This window comes from Sphingomonas sp. Marseille-Q8236 (genome assembly GCF_965112005.1).
In genome coordinates, this window is sequence record NZ_CBCOPO010000002.1 from 1,018,247 (window position 1) to 1,039,121 (window position 20,875).

The 20,875-nt window shown below is 64.1% G+C and carries 16 protein-coding genes; 7 read left to right on the forward strand and 9 right to left on the reverse strand.

Going from position 1 to position 20,875, the window contains the following annotated elements:
* The first annotated feature begins 20 nt into the window (after positions 1-20).
* The 5 genes from ACWPWT_RS17195 (at position 21) to ACWPWT_RS17215 (ending at position 6,476) form a co-directional block, all read left to right on the forward strand.
* Positions 21-1,289, forward strand: coding sequence for an MFS transporter (locus tag ACWPWT_RS17195; protein WP_454280702.1), 1,269 nt, complete (start codon positions 21-23; stop codon positions 1,287-1,289).
* A 132-nt stretch (positions 1,290-1,421) separates the two neighbouring features.
* On the forward strand, positions 1,422-3,194 hold the full coding sequence (locus ACWPWT_RS17200) for an arylsulfatase (protein WP_454280703.1): 1,773 nt from the start codon (positions 1,422-1,424) through the stop codon (positions 3,192-3,194).
* Positions 3,191-4,060, forward strand: coding sequence for an SUMF1/EgtB/PvdO family nonheme iron enzyme (locus tag ACWPWT_RS17205; RefSeq protein ID WP_454280704.1), 870 nt, complete (start codon positions 3,191-3,193; stop codon positions 4,058-4,060). Before ACWPWT_RS17200 ends, ACWPWT_RS17205 begins: the two co-directional genes overlap by 4 nt.
* A 232-nt stretch (positions 4,061-4,292) precedes the next feature.
* Positions 4,293-5,501, forward strand: coding sequence for an MFS transporter (locus ACWPWT_RS17210; RefSeq protein WP_454280705.1), 1,209 nt, complete (start codon positions 4,293-4,295; stop codon positions 5,499-5,501).
* Positions 5,502-5,642: 141 nt separating this feature from the next.
* Positions 5,643-6,476, forward strand: a complete 834-nt coding sequence (locus ACWPWT_RS17215; RefSeq protein WP_454281000.1) for an alpha/beta hydrolase family esterase — start codon at positions 5,643-5,645, stop codon at positions 6,474-6,476.
* Here ACWPWT_RS17215 and ACWPWT_RS17220 read toward each other — a convergent pair.
* Positions 6,473-8,656, reverse strand: a complete 2,184-nt coding sequence (locus ACWPWT_RS17220) for a penicillin acylase family protein (protein WP_454280706.1) — start codon at positions 8,654-8,656, stop codon at positions 6,473-6,475. The genes ACWPWT_RS17215 and ACWPWT_RS17220 overlap by 4 nt on opposite strands.
* 28 nt (positions 8,657-8,684) lie before the next feature.
* Here ACWPWT_RS17220 and ACWPWT_RS17225 point away from each other — a divergent pair, with 28 nt between their 5' ends.
* Positions 8,685-9,953, forward strand: coding sequence for an amidohydrolase family protein (locus tag ACWPWT_RS17225; RefSeq protein ID WP_454280707.1), 1,269 nt, complete (start codon positions 8,685-8,687; stop codon positions 9,951-9,953).
* 44 nt (positions 9,954-9,997) lie between these two features.
* Here ACWPWT_RS17225 and ACWPWT_RS17230 read toward each other — a convergent pair whose 3' ends face one another.
* From ACWPWT_RS17230 to ACWPWT_RS17250, 5 genes are all read right to left on the reverse strand, one after another.
* Positions 9,998-12,040 (reverse strand): M13 family metallopeptidase, encoded by a 2,043-nt coding sequence (locus ACWPWT_RS17230; RefSeq protein WP_454280708.1) that lies wholly within the window; start codon positions 12,038-12,040, stop codon positions 9,998-10,000.
* 120 nt (positions 12,041-12,160) lie between these two features.
* Complete coding sequence (locus ACWPWT_RS17235; RefSeq protein WP_454280709.1) at positions 12,161-13,072, reverse strand: alpha/beta hydrolase family protein; 912 nt, start codon at positions 13,070-13,072, stop codon at positions 12,161-12,163.
* Between the two features lie 101 nt (positions 13,073-13,173).
* Positions 13,174-15,225 carry a putative bifunctional diguanylate cyclase/phosphodiesterase gene (locus ACWPWT_RS17240; RefSeq protein WP_454280710.1) on the reverse strand — a complete coding sequence of 684 codons (2,052 nt, stop codon included), beginning with the start codon at positions 15,223-15,225 and terminating at the stop codon, positions 13,174-13,176.
* A complete protein-coding gene (locus ACWPWT_RS17245) occupies positions 15,222-15,734 on the reverse strand; it encodes a GAF domain-containing protein (RefSeq protein ID WP_454280711.1) in 513 nt (170 codons plus the stop codon). Before ACWPWT_RS17245 ends, ACWPWT_RS17240 begins: the two co-directional genes overlap by 4 nt.
* Before the next feature lie 150 nt (positions 15,735-15,884).
* Positions 15,885-16,946 carry a serine hydrolase gene (locus ACWPWT_RS17250; RefSeq protein WP_454281001.1) on the reverse strand — a complete coding sequence of 354 codons (1,062 nt, stop codon included), beginning with the start codon at positions 16,944-16,946 and terminating at the stop codon, positions 15,885-15,887.
* Positions 16,947-17,146: 200 nt separating this feature from the next.
* On the opposite strand from ACWPWT_RS17250, the gene ACWPWT_RS17255 reads away from it, so the two are divergent.
* Entirely contained in the window at positions 17,147-17,992 is an 846-nt protein-coding gene (locus ACWPWT_RS17255) for an oxidoreductase (protein WP_454280712.1), read from the forward strand.
* 46 nt (positions 17,993-18,038) lie between these two features.
* On the opposite strand, the gene ACWPWT_RS17260 is transcribed toward ACWPWT_RS17255, so the two are convergent.
* From ACWPWT_RS17260 to ACWPWT_RS17270, 3 genes are read right to left on the reverse strand one after another with little or no spacing between them, the layout of a single operon-like run.
* Positions 18,039-18,764, reverse strand: a complete 726-nt coding sequence (locus tag ACWPWT_RS17260; RefSeq protein ID WP_454280713.1) for an NTP transferase domain-containing protein — start codon at positions 18,762-18,764, stop codon at positions 18,039-18,041.
* 1 nt (position 18,765) lies between these two features.
* Complete coding sequence (locus tag ACWPWT_RS17265; protein WP_261269472.1) at positions 18,766-19,857, reverse strand: inositol-3-phosphate synthase; 1,092 nt, start codon at positions 19,855-19,857, stop codon at positions 18,766-18,768.
* Positions 19,854-20,723 (reverse strand): CDP-alcohol phosphatidyltransferase family protein, encoded by an 870-nt coding sequence (locus ACWPWT_RS17270; protein ID WP_454280714.1) that lies wholly within the window; start codon positions 20,721-20,723, stop codon positions 19,854-19,856. The genes ACWPWT_RS17265 and ACWPWT_RS17270 overlap by 4 nt, the downstream gene beginning before the upstream one ends.
* Positions 20,724-20,875: the final 152 nt, after the last annotated feature.

Sequence of the window (20,875 nt, forward strand, 5' to 3'; positions counted from 1 at the left end):
TGCGGGTCGAGGTCAGAGCTATGAACGAACACGGACATCGGACCGTCGAGGCGCATGAGATGCCACTCGCGCTTCGAAAAGGAACGGCGGATTACCGCCGCCTCACCCTCGCCATGCTCTTTGCCGGCTTTGCGACATTCTCAACGCTCTACGCGGTGCAGCCCTTGCTGCCCGAACTCGCGAGCCATTTTCGCCTCAGTGCCGAAGCCGCCTCGCTGGCCGTGTCGATGGCGACCGGGCCGCTCGCCATCGGTATTCTTGTCGCCGGGGCCATTTCCGATCGAATAGGGCGTCGATCGCTGATGACCGCCGCGATGATGGCAGCCGCGATCCTGACCCTTGCCACCGCAGTTGCGCCGGGCTGGTATGCACTGCTCGCGCTCAGGCTGCTGGCCGGTCTTGCACTCGCGGGTGTTCCCGCCGTAGCCATGGCCTATGTCGCCGAGGAAGTGGATGCGGCGTCGATCGGATCGGCCATGGGGCTGTATATCGCGGGCAGCGCGCTGGGCGGAATGGGGGGGCGGCTGGTCGCCAGCCTGGTCGCGGCGGTGGCGGATTGGCGTTGGGCGATCGGGGCGGTGGGTCTGGCTGGCCTTGCGATGGCAGAAGCTTTTCGCCGATTGGCCCCCGTCTCCCGCCGGTTCGTACCGGGCGATGCGGACTGGCTGTCTCTGCCGCACGGCGCGACGACGTTGTTTCGCGATCCTGCCCTGCGCCTGCTCTATGCGGAGAGCTTCCTGCTCATGGGCATTTTCGTGACCATCTACAATTATGCTGGTTTCCATCTGATCGCGCCGCCCTATCGACTGGGGCAGGCGACGGTCGGGGCCATATTCCTGCTTTATATTCTCGGTTCGGTAAGTTCGAGCCTGTTCGGCGGACTGGCGGGCAAGGTCGGCCGCCGTCGAATATTCTGGCTTCCCACCACGCTGTTGATCGCGGGTGTCGGTCTGACGCTGGCCAGCCCGCTCTGGGCGATCGTTGCAGGCATTGCCATCGTAACGGTCGGCTTCTTCGGCGCCCACTCCATCGCGAGCGCCTGGGTCGGGCGACGCGGTGGTGCGCGACGCGGGCAGGCGGCGGCCTGGTATCTGTTCTTCTATTATATGGGATCGAGCGTGCTCGGCTCCGCAGGGGGGATCGCCTGGACCCGCATGGGCTGGCCCGGTGTCGTCGGCTTCTGCATCGCTCTGGGCGCATTGGCGATCGCGGGCAGCCTTTTGCTGGTCTTCGTTCGCCCCCTGGCGGTCGAGCCCGGCCCGGCCGCGGTGGTTCCACCCCAGGCCTGAGGAACGGTCTACGCTCGCCGGAAACGAAAGAAGTAAATCCTATCTAATCAGTAGAGATTATTCGTTGGCTCCCTCAGGATGAGGTCTATCCCTGGCGAGCAGCCGCCCGAACGGCGCGAAAAGGGAGCAGATATGATCGGTGGAAGATTGTTAGCAGTGGCCCTCCCGGCCCTGATCGCGGCTACTCCGGTTCTGGCCAAGCCCCTGCCCATGGCCGCGCAGGAGGCCGGGCAGCAGCAAGCGCCCAAGGACGCGCCCAACTTCCTGATCATAGTCGCGGACGATCTCGGATGGTCCGATCTGGGAGCCTTTGGGGGAGAGATCGCGACGCCCAACCTGGACGCGCTGGCCTTGTCCGGGGTGCGCTTCACCGGTTTCCATACCGCGCCCACCTGTTCGCCGACCCGATCGATGTTGATGAGCGGGGTGGACAATCACGAAGCCGGGCTTGGTACGATGGCCGAGCTTCTCGGTCCCGCGACGGAAGGACGCCCCGGCTACGAAGGGTATCTGAACGACCGCGTTGCCTCGATCGCCGAACTGCTGCGCGCGGGCGGCTATGCGACGTTGATGGCGGGCAAATGGCATCTCGGCATGACGCCGGATCGCGAGCCCGCCGCGCGGGGCTTCGAGCATAGCTTTGCCCTTCTTCAGGGCCTGTCGAACCATTTCGGCGCGGACCAGAACGAGGCCTGGACCAAGGCTGGACTCGCCCCCAGCTATCGCGACGATGGCAAGCCCGCCGTCCTGCCCGACGGCGCCTATTCGGCCGACTATTTCGCCGATCGGTTGATCGGCTATCTCGACGCCGCAACCAAGGCCAGGGACGCCCGGCCGTTCTTCGCCTATCTGCCCTTCACGACACCGCACTGGCCGTTGCAGGCGCCGGAGGAGACGATCGCCAAATATAAGGGTCGCTATGACGCGGGCTATGGGGCGCTACGGGACGAGCGGCTTGCGCGGCAAAAGGCGCTCGGGCTGGTGCCTGCAGATACGGTTCCGCACAGTCTGGAACTGGCGCGCCCCTGGGCTTCGCTCAGCAAGGCGGAGCGGGCGATCGAGGCACGCAAGATGGAGGTCTATGCCGCGATGGTCGATCGCATGGACCAGAATGTCGGCCGCGTCATCGCCGCGTTGAAGGCACAAGGCCGCTACGACAATACCATCATCCTCTTTTTCGCCGACAATGGGCCGGAGGGGAACGTCATCGAGGCGCCCAGCCCGAAGTTCAAGGTCGGATCGCCCGCGACGGCGCTTCCCTCCCTCGAGACCTTGGGGATCGACAACAGCCTGGGCAATATCGGCAAGCCGACCAGCTATCTCGGCTATGGCCCTGGCTGGGCACAGGCCAATTCGACGCCGTCCTGGCTGGTCAAGGGCTACACCACCGAGGGCGGTATCCGGGTCAGCGCCTTTGCGGCGGGGCGTGGGGTCAGCGGCGGCGGGCGGATCGCCAACGCCAATCTGGACGTACGCGACGTGGCGCCGACGCTGCTCGACTATGCGGGGCTCCGCCAGCCGAGCCGATATGCGGGTCGTGCGGTACTACCATTCGAGGGGCATAGCTTGCGGCCGGTACTCACCCAAACGGCAGCCGGGGTGCGCCCGGCCGACGAGGCGCTGGGCTATGAGCTGTTCTTCCGACGGGCCCTGCGCAAGGGCGACTGGAAGGTCGTGTTCCTGCCAACTCCGACCGACCGCTATACGCGGGGCGGCGTCAGCACAGGACGGTGGCAGCTTTTCAACGTGGCGGCGGATCCCGGCGAGACGAAGGACCTGGCGGCAGCGGAACCGACCAAGCTGGCCGAACTGGTGGATGCTTATGACCAATATGCCAAGGCCAAGGGTGTCGTGCCGTTGCCCGCAAATGCTCAGGCGTCGCCGGCTCCGGCGGCACGACCATGAGGCGGGGGGCGGCGCTGCTGCTGCTATTGGCGAGTGTGCCGCTCGGCGCACCGGCGGCGGAGCCGGTTCGGCGCTGCGTGGCTCGGGATGCGGTGGTGACGATTGCCGCCGGGTCCGTCCTGTTGGGCGAGGACGGGGCGGATCGACCGGGTGAGCCGACCACGGTCGCTGCCTTCCGCATCGATGCTCATGAAGTCACTAACCGGCAATTTGCCGCTTTTGTCGCGGCGACCGGCTACCGCACACGCGCCGAGCGGGAAGGTGCTTCGGCCCTGTTTGTATCGCCCGATCAGCCGGTGTCGCTCGACGACGCCTCGCGCTGGTGGCGCTGGACCCCAGGGGCGGACTGGCGGCACCCAAAGGGTCCAGGCAGCGACCTGACCGGGCGTGGCGATCAGCCGGTGGTCCATGTCGATCGCGACGATGCGCTGGCCTATGCCCGATGGGCGGGCGGCGCGCTTCCCACGACGGCGCAATGGGAACGTGCGGCGCGTGGCAACCAGAATGCGACGCGCGATCCGATCGAATGGGCATTCGACCACGGCAAGCCGCGCGCCAATGTGTGGGAGGGGGTATTCCCCATCCGTGACACGGGCGATGACGGCTATGCCGGGATCGCCCCGGTGGGATGTTTCGAAGCCAATGACCTGGGCATGTACGACATGGTCGGCAATGTCTGGGAATGGGTGGCGGGCGAGGGCGATGTCGGGCTGGTAAAGGGTGGAAGCTATCTTTGCGCGACGAACTATTGCGCCAACTTCCGCCCGGCCGCGTTTCAGGCGCAGGAGCATGACTTGCCGACATCGCATATCGGCTTTCGTGTCGCCTATCCGATCGCGGGACCCTCAGTCGCGCGGCGGCTCTAGCGAAATCAGCAATCGTGACAGCCCCGCGAAACGCGCCGGGTCTTCCCAATTGAGAAGCGGCACATCGTCGCTGTTTATGGCATTGCTTTGCCCGGTTGTCGGATAGCAGGCGGCCAGTACCGGGTGGCAATGGCCCATGACGCGGCGGGCGTCAGCACTGCCACGGTCAAGACCCGGACCATCAAGTCGTAAGGACATTGCCGGACAGGACAATCGAGGGCAGGGGTGGGACATGTCCCCATCTGGCCCCGACCCGATCTCGTCACGTTCGTTCCTTCCCCTATGGATTTTCGCATTGGCGAATGTCGGCGGTGTGATCGCATATCTGCCGCTGTTGACGTTACTCGTGCCGCTCAAGGTGGAGGCGATCAGCCCGGAGGGACGGATCACCCTGCTATCTCTGCTTACGGTCACGGGCGCCGTGGTCGCCAGCCTGGCCAATATCCTGTTCGGCTGGTTGAGCGATCGCTCCGCGCGAACCGGTTGGGGCCGGCGGGGATGGATGGCGATTGGCCTGGGTGGGATCGTGGTCAGCTATGCTCTGATCGCCTGGGCCGCGACTCCTGTTTCCGTGGTCGCGGCGGTCCTGTGTTTCCAGTTCGCGGTGAATGCGCTGCTCGCGCCCTTGCTGGCGATCATGGCCGAAGAGATTCCCGACGCGAAGCGCGGCATGGCTGGCGGCCTGATCGCATTGGGAAATCCGGCGGCATCCGCTTTGTCGGCCTGGCTGGTTGGGGAGGCGGTGCTGGGCGAGGCGGGGCGTTTGACCGTCGTGGCTGCGATGGTGACGGTCTGCGCCCTGCCGCTGATCGCGACACGGGCGCGGCTCATCACCCCGGCAACGGTTCAGGACGTCGCGCCACGGCGCCCGCCTCGGCGCGATTTCTGGATCGCCGGTGTCTCACGCCTGCTGGTCCAAGTCGCCGTGGTCGCTACCCAATGCTATCTGCTTTACTATTTCGAGACGATCGTGCCGCCCTCGCAATGGGCGAACCTGCCACGCTCGGTCGGGCAGCTTTTGACGCTTGCATTTGTCGTACCGCTGCCGCTTGCGCTGATCTTCGGGCGTTTGGCGGACCGGACCGAGCGACGGAAATATGTGCTGCTTTCCTCCGCGCTGGTTGCCGCGATCGGCCTGTTCGCGATGGCATTGGCGCAAAGCCTGGAAGCAGGCGCTGCGGCATTCATCCTCTACGCTGCCGGATCCTCCGTCTTCGTGGCGTTGCACTGGGGCCTCAGTTTCCAGTTGCTGCCCGATCCGCGTCACCATGGGCGGGATCTTGGTCTGTTCAACCTGACCAATACGTTGCCGAGTTTCCTGGGGGCGGCGCTGACCTGGACGTTCGCGACGCCGCAGGATTTCAAGGTGATCCTGCTGGTCCTGGGGTTCCTCACCGCTTCGGGTGGGCTGGCAGTACTGGGGGTAAGGGCATGGCGATGATGATCCGGTGCCCTTAGCTCCCAGCTCCGCCATGGGCTTGGGCCCTTTGGACTAGGTTTTAGGGAGATTGGGCCGTAACGTTTAGGAATGGCGCGACTATTTCATCTCCTGCTGACGCTGACCGCGTTCCTGTCTTCGACGATGGCTTGGGCCCAATGCCGTCCCGGTTCCCTGGATGCCATTATCAAGGGTGAGGCAGCAATTCACCTTCCCACGACGCCATCTATGGGACCCCGACCATTGGTGCTGTTGCTTCATGGCAGCACGAGCAACGGTGCCGAGATGCTTCGGGACAGTGCTCTTGCCGATACGGCGGATCGACACGACTTCATCGTCCTCGCCCCCAATGGCGGTATTCCCGCAGGCCGTGGCTTCGTCTGGAATATTCCCGGAGTCCCGACCGTAACGGGGTCTCTCCCGCCAAAGAATGCCCGCGATGACGTGGCCTATCTAGTCCGGCTCATGGACCGGATGGTCGCAACAGGATGCGTCGATCGGAGGCGCGTTTACGCAACGGGTCTATCGGGGGGTGGCCGGATGACCTCCTTGCTAGGCTGTCGCATACCGGACCGGCTGGCCGCGATCGCGCCGGTCGTAGGACTGCGAGCCGGTCGTCCTCTCAAGGGCGATAGCAGCCGCGCCGACCCTTCGACCTGCCGCCCGTCCACCCCCTTGTCTCTGCTCGCCTTTTCCGGCGATGCCGATACGACCAATCCGATAGCGGGCGGCGGTGCAGCCTATTGGCAATATACGCAGGCTACGGCGCTTCAGCGCTGGGGGCAGATGAACGGATGCGCCGCGCCCTATGCCCGGAACATCGCCGCGAACATCTATGAACTGGGCTATGCCAAATGCCGGGGTGGCGTCACCGTCGCGGCGCGTGTGAAACGAGGTGGAGGGCATAGCTGGTCGGTGGTGGATAATGAGGCCATGTGGACGTTCCTGTCCCGATATACACGCCCAGCTGCACCCTAGCTTCCGGGGCGGTAAGTCCGCTCGACATGACCGGTGAGCTCGTCCGGATAAAAATAGACCGGGCGCAATCGCCCATTGGCATAGCGCTCGATCTGGTCGGCAAAATGAGGGGAGGCGGGATCGCCGCTCTGGCCGCCGGCCATCACCGCCATGGCCTTCACTCGCGGACCGAACTCCACGACCGCGACGAAGCTGTTCCCACTGGTCCCATAATAGGCTTTGGTGCCCGGCCACGCCTTCGCACCGAACGAGGCCAGGCTGCCCCACTGGGCGGAGGTGAAGGGTACGGGCGTCGAGGGTCGCGCATCGTCAAAATGCGGTTGGATGGCATCGTCCAGCCGCTGAAAGCGATTAATATCCCCCCAGCGGGTGCGCCAAATGCCGAAATCGCGCGTCAGGCGGATGACAGCCGATTCCAAGGCGGCGAGTTTGGCCGGGGCATCCACATGAGCGGCGATATAGTCCGGGACGTTCATCCGCTCGGCCTGAGCAAAGCCGCCGACCTCTCGCCAAAGCTGATCGCCCCAGAACACGGCAAGGCTGGTTGCAACCGAGTCATAGCCCCAGCGATGATCCCAGCCCGCCAGCGTCGCGACGGGCTCCGCCAGTGCCGACCGACGGGGATCGCCAAGTGGCAAGCTCTTCCATGCCGCCACGAGGCCGGGCAACAGTCGGGCAAAGGCGGGCAGATAGGGATCATAGGCGGCCTCACGCAGACTGTCGGGCGTCCAGTCGCGCTTGCCCGTCAGCAACAAGTCTGCATGGTCACCTCGCGCGTTCGCGCCCGTCTGATCCATATAGCGCGGATAGTCGGCGGCCCTCGGACTATCGGGACCGGCAGAACTCCAGGGCCAGTCATTGGTGTTGTGGACCCAACCCACCCGTGGATTGGCGACGCTGGGCAGACTGGCGAGCGGGTGAAGGCCTTGCCAGTCGGTCGCGGGATCGCTGCCATCGACGGGGCGGGTATAGTCGAAGCGGTTGTCCCGCACCGGCATGAATTGCGGCATCAGGAATGCGATCTCGCCCTTGTCGTCGGCGAATAACGTATCATTGGAGGAGTTCGCCTTTCGCTCCGCGATCTTCAGATAGTCGGCCAGATTGGTCGCCTTGGTGCGGAGCCAGCTTTGCTCCAGCGCCGGGACGGGGCGCCACATCAGCGCCGTGGCGATCCACCGACCGTCTTTCGCCGCGACGATCGGGCCATGATGGGTTCGCCACGTATCGAAACGCCGCTCGCCCATCTTGCCATCGGACCTACGGAAGCGGATCGTCACGGCGCGCTGGATGACGGGCCGTGTCTCACGGCCATAGCGATAGGTCCACCCCTTGGGCCCGCGCGTGATCTTCTCGGCGAACTGATCGACATTGTCGACCGTGGACGAGGTATGCATCCAGCCGGCATGCGTATTGAAACCCTGGTAGACGAAGAATTGCCCCCAGGTGCTGGCGCCATAGGCGTTCAGCCCCGTGTCGCTTGTCATCTGCGCTTCGGATCGGAAGTAGAAGCTGGTGTGCGGGTTGATCAGCAGGAGCGCGTGGCCCGCTCGGGTCAACTTGGGAGCAATCGCAATTCCGTTGGACCCGGACGGCTCGCGCGGAACCATTCCCAATTCCTCGGGGCTGGGCGGCGTCGGCCGGCCATAAAAGCTCTTCAGGTCGGCCAGCGAAATGCGTTCGATGTCGCCGCCGATGCTGCCCTCTGTGAAGCTCAACGCCATCCATGGCTCGAACTTGGTCAGGACCTTCGGCTTCGTTTCCGGATGGGTCGCCAGATAATAGTTCAGCCCATCGGCCCAGGCGTCCATGAGCGTTCGCAGCCAAGCGGGACTGGCGGCATATTGCGCCTGTAGCTTCGCCGGATCGACATAGAGACGCTGGCGCAAATCAGCCCAGATCGCCTCTTCGCCCTCCGCCTCGGCGGTCCGCCCTAGCGCGGTCAGATAATTGGCTTCGATCCGCGCGAAATCATCCTCTGCCTGCGCATAGATCATGCCGAATACCGCATCGGCGTCGCTGTGTCCGCGGACATGGGGGATGCCCCAATCATCTCGGGCGATCGTGACCCGGGCCGCCCGTTCCTGCCAGCGTGTCCGGTCCGGATCGGGCACGGCCGCCGCCGTCGCCAGCATCGTCATGAGGATCAGCGGATTGCGTAAGCGTCGCACGGGCTTATTCATGAACCCAGCTTAGGACGGAGGTAGGATAATGGCCATGCGTTGGCTGACGATAATGGCAACGCTGGCGCTGGGCGGTGCGAGCGCGCCGCCGCCCGACTCTTCTCCCATTCTGCTGCGTCCTGCGGCGATATTCGACGGGGTGGACGGCAAGGTTCATGCCGGGTGGCAGGTGTTGGTCGATGGCGATCGGATCGTGGCCGTCGGTCCTTCGCTTGCGGCACCGGCGGGCACTCGGATCATCGACCTCGCAGGCGATACGCTGATGCCGGGGATGATCGAGGGGCATGGCCATTTGTTCCTCCATCCCTATGACGAGGCGAGTTGGGATGACCAAGTGCTTCATGAACCTCTGGCGCTGAGGACTGCGCGTGCGGTCGCCAATGCGCGAGCGACATTGCGAGCCGGTTTCACGAGCGAGCGGGACCTCGGCACCGAGGGCGCAGGATATGCCGATGTCGGCCTGAAGGCCGCAATCGATCAGGGAATTGTCGAAGGGCCGCGCTTGAGCGTCGCGACGCGGGCGATCGTGGCTTTGGGCGCCTATGGACCAAAGGGATTCGAACCGGGTGTGGCCATTCCGCAAGGGGCCGAGGAGGTATCCGGCACCGAACAGATGGTGGCGGCGGTCCGGCGGCAGATCGCGGCAGGCGCCGACTGGGTGAAGCTCTATGCCGATTATCGTTGGCGCGCGGGCGAGGAAAGCCGCGCGACGTTGAGCATCGATGAAATCAAGGCAGCGGTAGACGCCGCGCATGACGCAGGACGCCCGGTGGCGGTCCATGCGGCGACGGCTGAGGGAATGCGACGGGCGATCGAGGCAGGAGTCGATACGATCGAACATGGCTATGGCGGCACGGCGGCCATCTTTGCGGCAATGGCGGCCGGGAAGATCGCATTATGCCCGACGCTCGCCGCCGCCGATGCGAGCGCCCGCTATCGCGGCTGGAATGGGAGCGAGCCTGCACCCGCGAGCGTGCGGATCAGCCGGGAGAGCTTTCGGCATGCGCTCGCCGCGAACGTGCCCATCTGCATGGGCGGCGACGTGGGCGTCTTCGCGCACGGGGCGAACGCGCGTGAGATGGAATTGATGGCGGCGGCCGGGATGACGCCAGCGCAAGTCTTGATCGCCGTGACTTCGGGCAATGCGCGCTGGATGCGTATGGGCGATAGGCTAGGCGCGGTGACGCCCGGATTGCTTGCCGATCTGATCGCGGTCGAGGGAGATCCGACGATCAAGATCGGCGCGATACGATCCGTCCGCATGGTCATGAAGAACGGCAGGGTAATCGCGATCTGATATCGAGGGTCAGCGACGAGCCATGGTCGCTGACCCTTTTGACCTTACCAGACGTGAACGCGCTGCTCGGGCGTCAGATACAGTTTCTGGCCGGGCTCGACCTTGAACGGGGCGTACCACGCGTCGAGGTTCCGGACGGTCAGGACACGCCACGGAGCCGGCGCGTGAACATCGGTGGCGATCCGCGCCCGCAGCGCCTTTTCGCGCATCTTGGTCCGCCAGCTTTGGGCAAAGGCCAGGAAAAAGCGTTGATCCCCGGTCAGGCCGTCGATCACGGGTGCGGGCTTGCCGCCAAGCGACGCCCGATAGGCCTCGTAGGATGCCGTCAGGCCGGCGACGTCCGCAATATTCTCGCCCAGTTCCTGTTCGCCGTTCAGATGAAGGCCGGGCAACGCCTCATAGGCGCTATATTGGGCAATCAGTGCCTGACCGGCGCCTTCGAAGCGCTTGAGGTCGGCGGCCGTCCACCAATTGTGCAGCCGTCCGGTGGAGTCGAAGTCGCTGCCGAGATTGTCGAAGCTGTGGCTGATCTCATGCCCGATCACCGATCCGATCGCGCCGTAATTGGCGGCGGCATCGAACTTGGGATCGAAGTACGGGCTTTCGAGGATCGCGGCGGGGAAGTTGAGCGCGTTCTGAAGCGGCAGGTTGACCGCGTTCACCGTCTGCGGCGTCATCCACCATTCGCTGCGATCGACCGGCTTTCCAAGCTTGGACAGGTGATAGCGATACAAGGCGAGCCTTGCCCGCTGCGCATTGCCGACCGGATCGTCGGCGCGCACCGTGAATTTGGAATAATTCCACCAATGGTCGGGATAGCCGACGCCGACCTTCAGCACCGCCAGCTTGCGCCGTGCCTCGGCCTTGGTCGCGGGGGCCATCCAGTCGAGCGCGGCAATCCGGCGATCGAAGGCGGCGACGATGTTCGTCACCATCTGTTGGATTTCGGCCTTGGACGACGCAGGGAAGTAGCGCTCGGCATAGATTTTTCCCACCGCCTCGCCGAGGGCGCTGTTGACGGCGGCGATGCCGCGCTTTTCGCGCATCTGCTGGGCGGGCGTGCCGTTCAGCGTGCGGCCATAGAAGCCGAAAGAGGCATCGTCGATCGCCTTGGGCAGCGAACCGGTAACCTGATTGATCGTGTGGAACGCCAGCCAATCCTGCCAGCTTTGCAACGGTTCGCTGGCGACGAGCGCGGACAATTTGGTGATCGCTTCGGGCTGCCAGGCGATGAACTCGCGCTGGCTCGCGGGAATGCCTGCCGCGCTCCAGAACGCGGCCCAGTCGATTCCCGGCGCGCGCGTGTCGAAATCGGTACGGGTCCAGGGATTGTCGCCCTTATGCGCATCCTGGCTGGTGATGATGTCGGTCTGCGCGGCGGCGATCTTCATTTCCAGGGCGAAGACACGATCGGCGCGAGCCTGTGGATCCGACAATCCGGCAAGCCGCATCAACTCCGTCAGATAGCCGCGATAGGCCGTCCGGATTTCTGCCATTTCGGGCTTGTCGGAAAGATAATAGTCCCGGTCGGGCAGGCCGAGCCCGCCCTGCATCAGATACGGCACGTTTCGGGTCGGACGGTTCAGGTCCTGGCTGACGAACAGGCCAAACAGGTCGTTGGTGCTGGCATAGTTGTTATTGTTGAAGGGATCGGTGTCGGAGCGCATCGCCGCACCGATGGCGCGGGACAGGCCATGCTTGTCCACGATGGCCGCAATGGCGGCAAGATCGCCCGCGATCGGCTTCAGCCCGCGCGCCTCGATGCCCGTCACGTCGGTGTAGGCGGCATAATAGTCGGCGATACGCTGCTGATCGCTGCCCGGCGCGTCCTTTGCCGAGGCAGCGCCCTTGATGATGGCGGCCGTGCGCCCCTCCGCCCGAAGCGATACGTCGAGGCCGACGCCGATGGAGGAACGGTCGGCCGGGATCTGCGCAGTCTTGGCCCAGGTGCCGTTGGCGTAATCGTTGAAGTTGTCACCGGGTTTGACGCTGTCATCCATCAGCGCCTTGTCCACGCCGGGTTGGAGGCCCGTCTGTGCAATGGCGGAGGAAGCGAGCAGGGCAAGGACAATGGCAAAGCGCTTCATGGGTATCCCGTGATCACAAATATATACCCGATGGAGCCGCCATTGCGCCGGCCAAGTCAAGACCGATAGTATGAACTTCGCTTCATGATCTTCGACGCGAACGGCCCGCAGGAGGCGTTCCTATTCGGCCTTCAACCGGGCATTTCGGATCAGGGTCAGCCGCGGGTCGCGGCAATAGGTACAGTCGGCGCCAGTAAAGTGCCGAGCGGCTTTCGCGTCGCCCTTTAATCGCCAATCCAGCCATGCCGTAACGACCTGCGCGGCGACACCGCCATGGGGCTGCATATAGGTGCCGCCATGGCCGACCGGCACATCGACCAATGCGGCGGGAATATGGGTGATGCGCTGGAAATCGTCGCTCCCATTGCCGTGCGCGATGTCGGTCTGGCCGCCCAGCACATATAGGGTCGAGCCATGGAGCCTGGCGAGCAGGGCCTTGTCCGACACGATACCGGGAATGGGATTGGCACCAGCGGGGAAGAAGCCGCTGTTCATGATGACCGATGTTCGCACGCGCGGATCGGCCGCAACGGATAATGCCTGAAGCCCGCCGCAGCTCCAGCCGGATACGGCTATAGCCTTGGTCGCGATATGCCCGCGAAACGGGCTGCCCTGGCGGCTATTCTCCGCGACCGCCCAATCGATGGCATCGGCCAGCAAATGGGTCGCCGTTTGGACCTGCAATCCACCATTGCCGCCCGGCGAAGGCTTGGCCGCCGCGCTTTTGGGGATGGTGCCCGACGCGATCACCAGATAGCCATGGGATGCGATCTCCAGCAGATGGTTGCGCGACGCAGTACCATCCGCGCCGCATCCACCGTTGCCAAAAACATAGATGCCGAGCTTGTCCCGCCCCAGCGCGCCCAGGTCGGCCGGACGATAAACAACGTGGTCGGGCAGGTCGGCTCGCTCTTCCAATATTGCGGGGAAGCGACCCGTTCCGCGCTCGGTTTCGGCTGGCGCGGCGCTCGCCATCGTCGCAGCGCTCAGGAGCGCAATCGGCGCGAACCGCCAGAGCCAACCGTTCGACATGAGTTTCCTCCCCTTGGCGCCGGCCCGTTCGACGACCGGCGCTCTATCGAACGGAAGGTGATAGAGTTTTGTCCTATTCGCAACAGGTTCGAGGCGATAGCTTAGGCGACAGCTTCCCTTTCGACGGGATGGGGGCGCAATGTCACGATCCGCCGCACGTGATCCGGGTCTGTCAGGCGTCGCGAAGGTCTGCCGATCAGATAGCCCTGGACCGCCGTACAACCTTCCCGCGCGACGATGGAAAGCTGAGCCGCTTCCTCGACGCCCTCTGCCAGCACCGGCATGTTCAGCGTCGCGCCCAACGCTGCTACCGAGCGCAGGATCGATACGGCCTGCTCGTCATGTTCGATCTCGGACACGAACGAAGCATCGAGCTTGATGCGATCGAACGGGAACGATCGCAGCACGTCGAGCGAGGAATAGCCGACGCCGAAATCGTCTAGGGCGATGGCGATGCCCATCGCCTTCAGTGCCTTGAGTTGCTCCAGCGCGAAGCGGCGATCGTGAATGATGGCGCTTTCGGTCAGTTCTAGGAGCAGGCGTTCGGGCGGCAATCCGCTATCGTTCAGTGCGGACCGCACGGTCTCGATCAGCCGCGGATCGGCCAGATGCATAGGCGACAAATTCACCGAGACCGGATGGCGGTTGGTCCATAAGGCGGCCTCGAAGCAGGCCTGCCGCAATATCCAGATGCTCAGCGGGACGATGTCGCCGCTCTTCTCTGCCAAGGGAATGAACGAGGCTGGCGGGACCATGCCGCGCACGGGATGGTGCCATCGGATCAGCGCTTCGTAACCGCAAATCTCGCCAGTGGTGACGGACGCCTGGACCTGATAATGAAGTTCGAACGCACCTTCATCCAGAGCCGTGCGCAGGTCTACGACGAGTTCACGTCCTTCCCGGACCGCATCGTCCATCTCCGAATCGTAGAAGCAGGGCTCGTTGGAGTGGATGGATTTCGCCCGGTACATCGCAAGATCGGCCTTGGCGAGCAGCGCATCGGCGTCGAAGCCATCGTGTATCGCCAGGGCCACGCCGATATTCGCCCCGATCGATGCGGTGAACCGATCGAAGAGAAAGGGTGCGCTGCAAACCGCAGTCAGCCGGGCGAGGAAGTCCTCGAGATCGACGGGCTCATTATAGGAAATCACCGCCGAAAACTCGTCGCCGCCCAACCGGGCGATACACTCGCCGGGTTTCAACATCGCCGTCATCCTCGTCGACAAGGCGACGAGCAGCTGGTCTCCCGCCTGGTGGCCATAGGTGTCGTTGACGACCTTGAACCGCGACAAGTCCATCATGATGACGGCCATGCAGGGATAGCCGTCCTTAATGAGGAAGCGTCTTTCCAATTCCTCGATGAAGCACATCCGGTTCGGAAGATCGGTCAGGCTGTCATGCATCGCCAGATAGCGAAGACGACGATAGGTCTCGGACTGGGTATGGCCGTCGATCAGTGCGCTGATCGCCGCGCAACCGACGATGATGCCGGTCGCCACGGTCGTCGTCGTCGCGAGCGTGACCATGGTGAGATCGGACAAGCCGTGACCCAGCTTCAGGACCGTGATGCTCATCGCGGTCATCCCGGTGAAGTGCAGCGCCGCCACGGCGGCGCTGAGCAGGCTTACGGCGTTGGCATTTCGCCATGCGCTCCGCCCCGTCAGCACATGAACGGAAAGGGCGGCCAGACCACTTGACAGCAACGCCGAGGCGGCGACGTAATTCCAATTCCAGGTGACGATGCCGTCGACGCGGTACGCCGACATACCGATATAGTGCATGACGGTTATGCCAAGGCCAATGACGGCACCCCCCAGGGCGCCCGCCCATCGACGTCGATGAGCCGCCAGAGCCAGGCCGGGCATGGCAATGCCGATCACCGCCAGGAGCGAGGATAGCGTCAGGATGGGGTCGAGGATGACGGGTGCTGTCGTTCGGAACGCCATCATCGCGACGAAGTGCGTTGCCCATACCATCGTTCCAGCCCCCACCGACGTCAGGGCGATCCAGCCGAAGCGACGATAGGAGGAGGACGCCCTAACCCGGTTAAACAACTGTACGGTGGCGATCGAACCGGTCAGGCAGATCAGCAGGGCCATTCCGACGAGTCGCAGATCATGCTGCTGGACGGTGCAGAGGACGACATCGATCATGCGACGCCCCCAATCCTGAGCAGGTCCGCACGCGCTTCCAGGGCGGTCGCGGCCTGCCGGCCGAGGGCGAGAAGATAAGCCTTCTGGTCAGCCGATGCGGGTTTGCGTTCCCGCGTGTCGAGCACACACAGCGCCCCGACATCGATTCCGCTGCGCACCCGCAACGCGACGCCGATATAGTAGCGGATATGGGGCGCGCCCGTCACCGCAGGCAGGGAGGCAAAACGGGAGTCGCCGCAGGGATCGCAGACTTCCAGAGTGTCGGGCCGATCGAGCGCGAAGTTGCAAAAGCTTCTGTTACGGGGATGGCATGCGACATCCACACCGTGGCACGCCTTGAACCATTGTTGATCGGCATGGATCAGCGAAAGCAGGGCCAGCGGCGCATCGAACGAACTCGCCGCCGCCGAGACGAAGCGATCGAACGACGCCTCGGGTGGGGTCCCCAAAATGCTCAAGGCATGCACGGCGTGGGAGCGGCGCCGCTCCTGGAACAGGCTTTTGAGCATCGTCTCTCGTACGCAATCGTTATATGCCCATTTTGGTCGCATCAAAGCCTTAAGAAATCGTGCCCTCCCCGAAACATGTTAAGCGAGCGACGTTTCGCAAAACGGGATGGCGTCCGTTTTCACGTCGAAGCATTTGCCCTGTGGCGGCGCTTATCGGTTCGCCGAAGCGACCACCGCTCTCGTAACGTCCCCCATCAGCCGCATCCGTGCGGGGATGGGTTGTCGTGTGCTGCCGATCATGACTGCGACGGCATAACGATGACCATCCGGCGCGACCAGCAGACCGACATCGTTATAGCCGGTCGCGAGGTTGCCCAGCTCCTGGCCCGTTCCCGTCTTGTGTGCCAACGTCCAGCCGGGGCGAAGGCCGGACTTCAGGCGGAGCGGGCCGGTCTTGCTCGACCGCATCAGCGTGAGCAGTGAATCGGTCGATCGCGGGGTCAGCAGCTTGCCCTGCGCCAGCAGAGACAGGCCGAGCGTCACGCCACTGGCCGATGCACCGTCCATCGGGGCGGCGAGATAGCGACGCAGCGCCTTGTCGCGGGCTTCAAAGCTCATCGCTGCGCGGGCCTGCAGAAAGCCCCAACCCCCGGCCCATTCCGGCCGCCATTCCAGCCCGGCGGTTCGCGCCTGCAACACGCGCTCGCCAGGACCAAACTTAACGCCGGCGATACCCTTTCTAGCGAGCATGCGGTTGATCGCGCTCGGGCCGCCAACCTTCCAGAGAAGGACATCGTTGCAGGTATTGTCACTGCGGGTCATCGCGCCGCGCAGCAGTTCGCCGATCGTCGTCCGATAACCGGTCTTGCCGATGAGCGCGCGGATCGGTTGATGGAAAACGGTCAGGTCGGACCGAGTGACTGTGACGGGATCGGACAGAGACAGGTCGCCGCGATCCACCGCGTCCATGACGGCGATGGCGACCCAAAGCTTGCTGACGCTCTGCTGGGGGCGGGGGCGATCGCCTTCCCACGCCACCACCCAGCCTTCGTCGATGTCACGAACGCTAATCCCGACCTCACCGTTGAAGCCAGCGCCAAGCGCCTGAATGACATTCAACAGGTCAGCGGACGGCTGCGGCCGAACCGGGGCGGGTCGGGTAACCGGAGCGGCCGGTCTGACGGTCTGCACCGTGATGGGAACGGGTGCTGCGGGCGGCACAGGCCGCTGTACGGTGGGAACGCAAGCGGACAACAAGGCCGCGCCGGCGATCAGCACGGCCGTGCCCAATGACGATGGAAGTGACAACGGAACGTCCCTTTTTTGCGGGTTTGTAGCGGAGCGGTCACGGGGCGGCACCCGACCGAACGGGATACTCGACGCGCCTGACGCACCGCTCATCGGGAAATTACCTGGCTGGGAACCTATGGCCTTGGGATCGCTTGCTCTCTCAAACAGCGAAAGGCGCTTCCATGTCTTCTTCTACGCCAATCTGGTTCATCACGGGCTGCTCGACCGGCTTCGGTCGCGAATTGGCGAAACTCGTTCTCGAACAGGGCAAACGCGCCGTCATCACAGCCCGGCGGCTCGGCGACGTCGTGGACATCGTCGAGGGCTATGACGATACGGCCTTGGCGCTGGAACTGGATGTCACGAACGACGCCCAGATCGCCGCTGCGGTGGCGGCGGCTTCAGATCGGTTCGGCGGCATCGATGTTTTGGTGAACAACGCCGGCTATGGTTACCAGAGCACGATCGAGGAGGGCGAGGATCGTGCGATCCGGGCGCAGTTCGACGTCAACGTCTTCGGCCTGTTCGCGGTGACGCGGGCCGTCCTGCCGATCATGCGGAGCGCGCGCCGAGGGCATATCATCAACATCACGTCGGTGGCTGGGCTCGTCGGATTTCCGGCATCGGGCTATTATGCCGCATCCAAACATGCGGTCGAAGGTTGGTCGGACTCGCTCGCCGCCGAGGTCCAGCCGCTGGGCATCCATGTCACCTGCATCGAGCCCGGACCGTTTCGCACCGATTGGGCCGGACGCTCGCTGCAGCAGACGCCGAGCCGGATCGAAGACTATGCAGAGACGGCGGGCAAGCGTCTGGCGAGCACGCGTGAGATCAGCGGCTCGCAAGCGGGTGACCCGGTTCGCGCAGGGCAGGCGATAATGGCGATCACCGATGAGAAAGAACCGCCCCGTCACCTCGTCCTTGGCAAATGGGGCTATGATGCCGTCACCGACAGGCTGAAGCACCGCACGGCGGAAATCGAGGCCAATCGAGACCGAAGCCTGAGCGCGGACTATCCGACCAACTAAAGCGTTCCGTCCAAACACAGACTGCCCGAACCAAGTCGAACGGGTGTTACGCGACGCGGCACAGCGATTGAGCGTTGCTATCTCTCCACGCCTCGGCCTTGGTCAGAGCGGGCTGGTCGTCCACGTCGATCCAGTCGACATCGGTGCAATCCAGCGTCCATGCCGCGTTGCGCGCTGCGAGGGCGCGCATTCCTTCGGTCAGCGAGGGGGCCTCGAGTCCGTGCAGGGCCTGGAAAAGGCCGCTTCCGATCGCAAAGATGCCAGTGTCGAAACAGTCATAGTCGGTCAGGCCCTTACCGATCGCGACGATCCGCGCGCCTTGGGTCCGGACGCAAGTCACGTCCTCCAGATCGACCCAATCGCTGTCGATGCGCCGATCGATGGCCAATCGGGCCCCGCCGCCCGTACCCGCAGTGGCGGTACGGCGGTAGAGTTCGGGATCGGCCAGATGATCGCACATCGCCAGCAAGGCGTCCTGGCCGCCGATCAACGGTTCGGCCGCCAGGACGGACACGCCATTCGGCTTGCGATAATCCGCGACCCGCACCGTCTCGACCGCGATCGGCCAATTCACGCTCGCGAGGTGGCGTTCGATGCTGTCGGCACCATAGCCGAGCACCACCACCGCACGCCGCAATCCCGCCTCCGCCAGACCGTGCAACGCATGATCGATCAAGGCGCGATCGCCGACGCGGCAGAGCGGCTTGTAGGGAGCAGCGGATCGAAGGCGACTGCCTTCGCCCGCGGCGAGCAGGATTGCGGTATCGATCACCTTATTGCAGCGTGATGAAGTCTTCGACCGCCTGCGCGGCGAGATCGTCGGTCATCTGCGTGCGCGGGTGCTTGCAGAAATAGGCCGAGGCCGCGTCGATCGGGCCGGACAGGCCACGGTCCTTGGCCAGCTTGGCGCAACGGATCATGTCGATGGCGACGCCCGCGCTGTTCGGGCTGTCCTCGACCGAGAGCCGCAGTTCCAGGTTCATCGGCACGCCGCCGAACATCGCGCCTTCCATGCGCAGGAAGCAGACCTTGTTGTCATTCTGCCACGGCACATAGTCGGACGGACCGATATGGACGTTCTCGTCTTCCAGACGCTCGGCGGCGACGGACTGCACCGCTTCGGTCTTCGAGATCTTCTTGGAGGCGAGGCGGCGGTGGTTCGACATGTTGAGAAAGTCGGTGTTGCCGCCGGTGTTGAGCTGATAGGTCCGCTCCAGCTTGACGCCGCGCTTGGCGAACAGATCGGTCAGCACGCGGTGAACGATGGTCGCGCCCAGCTGCGCCTTGATGTCGTCACCGATGATCGGCACGCCCGCGGCCTCGAACCGTGCCGCCCATTCGGGATTGCTGGCGATGAAGACCGGGATGTTGTTGACGAAGGCGACGCCCGCCTCCAGCGCGCATTCGGCGTAGAACTCGCTCGCCTTCTGGCTGCCGACCGGCAGATAGTTCATCAGCACGTCGGTGTTGGATTCGCGGAGCGCGGCGACGACCTCTTCCTTGGTCGGCTCGGGCGCGTCCGCCAGCAGGAAGGTGCGATCGTCCTGATATTCGGCCATATGCTCGGCCACGCCGTCCAGGACCTTGCCCATACGCACGGTCGCGCCGGTGGTCTCGATCGTTTCGCAGAAGATCGCGGTGCAGTTGGGCTTGGCGAAGATCGCCTCGGCCACATCCTTGCCCACCTTGCGCTTGTCGACGTCCCAGGCCGCGACGACCTTTATGTCGCTGGGGCGATAACCGCCCAGATCCCAGTGCATCAGCCCGATCGTCTCATTGGCGCCATCGCGATAGTGCGACAATCCTTGAACCAGTGAGCTGGCGCAATTGCCGACGCCGACCACGGCGATATTGATGCTCGTCATTGGGTGTTCATGTCCTTCGAGTGGATCATAGATGATGAAAAGGGGCGGGCGTCGGCTGGGATCAGGCGTCGCTCGACGCGCCGGTGCCACACCAAGCCGGTAAGCAGGATCAGGGTCAACGGCCCGAGCTCCACCCACCAGAACCAGCGGGGATCGCCCGCCAGACAGGCCAGAAAAATCGTATAGACGCGGACATTGGCGCTCAGCAGGCTCATCAACCGCATCGGCGGGATCGATGCACGGCCATAAGCCGACGCGAGCGGCATGGGATCGGACTCGCGCCCCAGGACGGCGTCGAAGCGGCGCGCGAAGCGTTCCAGCGTGGCGGCGACATGGTCGTAACACCGGACCAGGGGATTGCGGCTGACCGGCAAGGGCGGGGACGCGGCAATGCCCTTGCACCGACGATGGAACCGCGCCCGCTCGCTTTCGTAGAAGTTCGACTGGACGGCATGAGCTGCACCAGCCGCGACCGCCAGTGCCCAGCCGCCCACCGTCCCGATCGACCATGCGAGCGAAACATAGATCAGCGCGAACACGCCGTGGTCGCACAAGCCGTCCAGCGCCCGTCCCAGCGCACTCGCAGTGCCTGTCGCACGTGCGATCATGCCGTCCAGTCCATCGGCGATCAGCCAGCCGATGGACAGGATGAGACCGCACAGGACGAAGCGCCAATCCTGCCATTGCGCATAGCAGAGAGCGGCCAGCGCCCCCAGGATCAGGCCGCCGACCGAAACCATATTCGCCGACACACGGCGGGCAATGAACCAGGGCAGCAGCGAATAGGCTGCTGGGTGTACGATCCAGAGATTGGTCGGATCCTCGATCCGGCGATCCCGCGACCGGTCCGGTGGAGGACGTGTCATGCGGTTGTCACATACAGCGCGTCGTCAATGTCCGGCAAGCGGTTTGCCAATTCGAGGCGATAAAAAAGAGCCGATGGCGTCGCTTTTGTTCCCGAGCGTCCGCATGGTTTCACTTCGTGCGCCGGGCGGGGTGATTGGGCCGCGGTCTTCGC

What these genes read in the sequence shown, in the direction of transcription:
- ACWPWT_RS17195 (WP_454280702.1), top strand. Translation starts at nt 21, where the DNA reads ATGAACGAACACGGACATCGGACCGTCGAGGCGCATGAGATGCCACTC.
- ACWPWT_RS17200 (WP_454280703.1), top strand. Translation starts at nt 1,422, where the DNA reads ATGATCGGTGGAAGATTGTTAGCAGTGGCCCTCCCGGCCCTGATCGCG.
- ACWPWT_RS17205 (WP_454280704.1), top strand. Translation starts at nt 3,191, where the DNA reads ATGAGGCGGGGGGCGGCGCTGCTGCTGCTATTGGCGAGTGTGCCGCTC.
- ACWPWT_RS17210 (WP_454280705.1), top strand. Translation starts at nt 4,293, where the DNA reads ATGTCCCCATCTGGCCCCGACCCGATCTCGTCACGTTCGTTCCTTCCC.
- ACWPWT_RS17215 (WP_454281000.1), top strand. Translation starts at nt 5,643, where the DNA reads ATGGCTTGGGCCCAATGCCGTCCCGGTTCCCTGGATGCCATTATCAAG.
- ACWPWT_RS17220 (WP_454280706.1), bottom strand. Translation starts at nt 8,656, where the DNA reads ATGAATAAGCCCGTGCGACGCTTACGCAATCCGCTGATCCTCATGACG.
- ACWPWT_RS17225 (WP_454280707.1), top strand. Translation starts at nt 8,685, where the DNA reads ATGGCCATGCGTTGGCTGACGATAATGGCAACGCTGGCGCTGGGCGGT.
- ACWPWT_RS17230 (WP_454280708.1), bottom strand. Translation starts at nt 12,040, where the DNA reads ATGAAGCGCTTTGCCATTGTCCTTGCCCTGCTCGCTTCCTCCGCCATT.
- ACWPWT_RS17235 (WP_454280709.1), bottom strand. Translation starts at nt 13,072, where the DNA reads ATGTCGAACGGTTGGCTCTGGCGGTTCGCGCCGATTGCGCTCCTGAGC.
- ACWPWT_RS17240 (WP_454280710.1), bottom strand. Translation starts at nt 15,225, where the DNA reads ATGATCGATGTCGTCCTCTGCACCGTCCAGCAGCATGATCTGCGACTC.
- ACWPWT_RS17245 (WP_454280711.1), bottom strand. Translation starts at nt 15,734, where the DNA reads ATGCTCAAAAGCCTGTTCCAGGAGCGGCGCCGCTCCCACGCCGTGCAT.
- ACWPWT_RS17255 (WP_454280712.1), top strand. Translation starts at nt 17,147, where the DNA reads ATGTCTTCTTCTACGCCAATCTGGTTCATCACGGGCTGCTCGACCGGC.
- ACWPWT_RS17265 (WP_261269472.1), bottom strand. Translation starts at nt 19,857, where the DNA reads ATGACGAGCATCAATATCGCCGTGGTCGGCGTCGGCAATTGCGCCAGC.
- ACWPWT_RS17270 (WP_454280714.1), bottom strand. Translation starts at nt 20,723, where the DNA reads ATGACACGTCCTCCACCGGACCGGTCGCGGGATCGCCGGATCGAGGAT.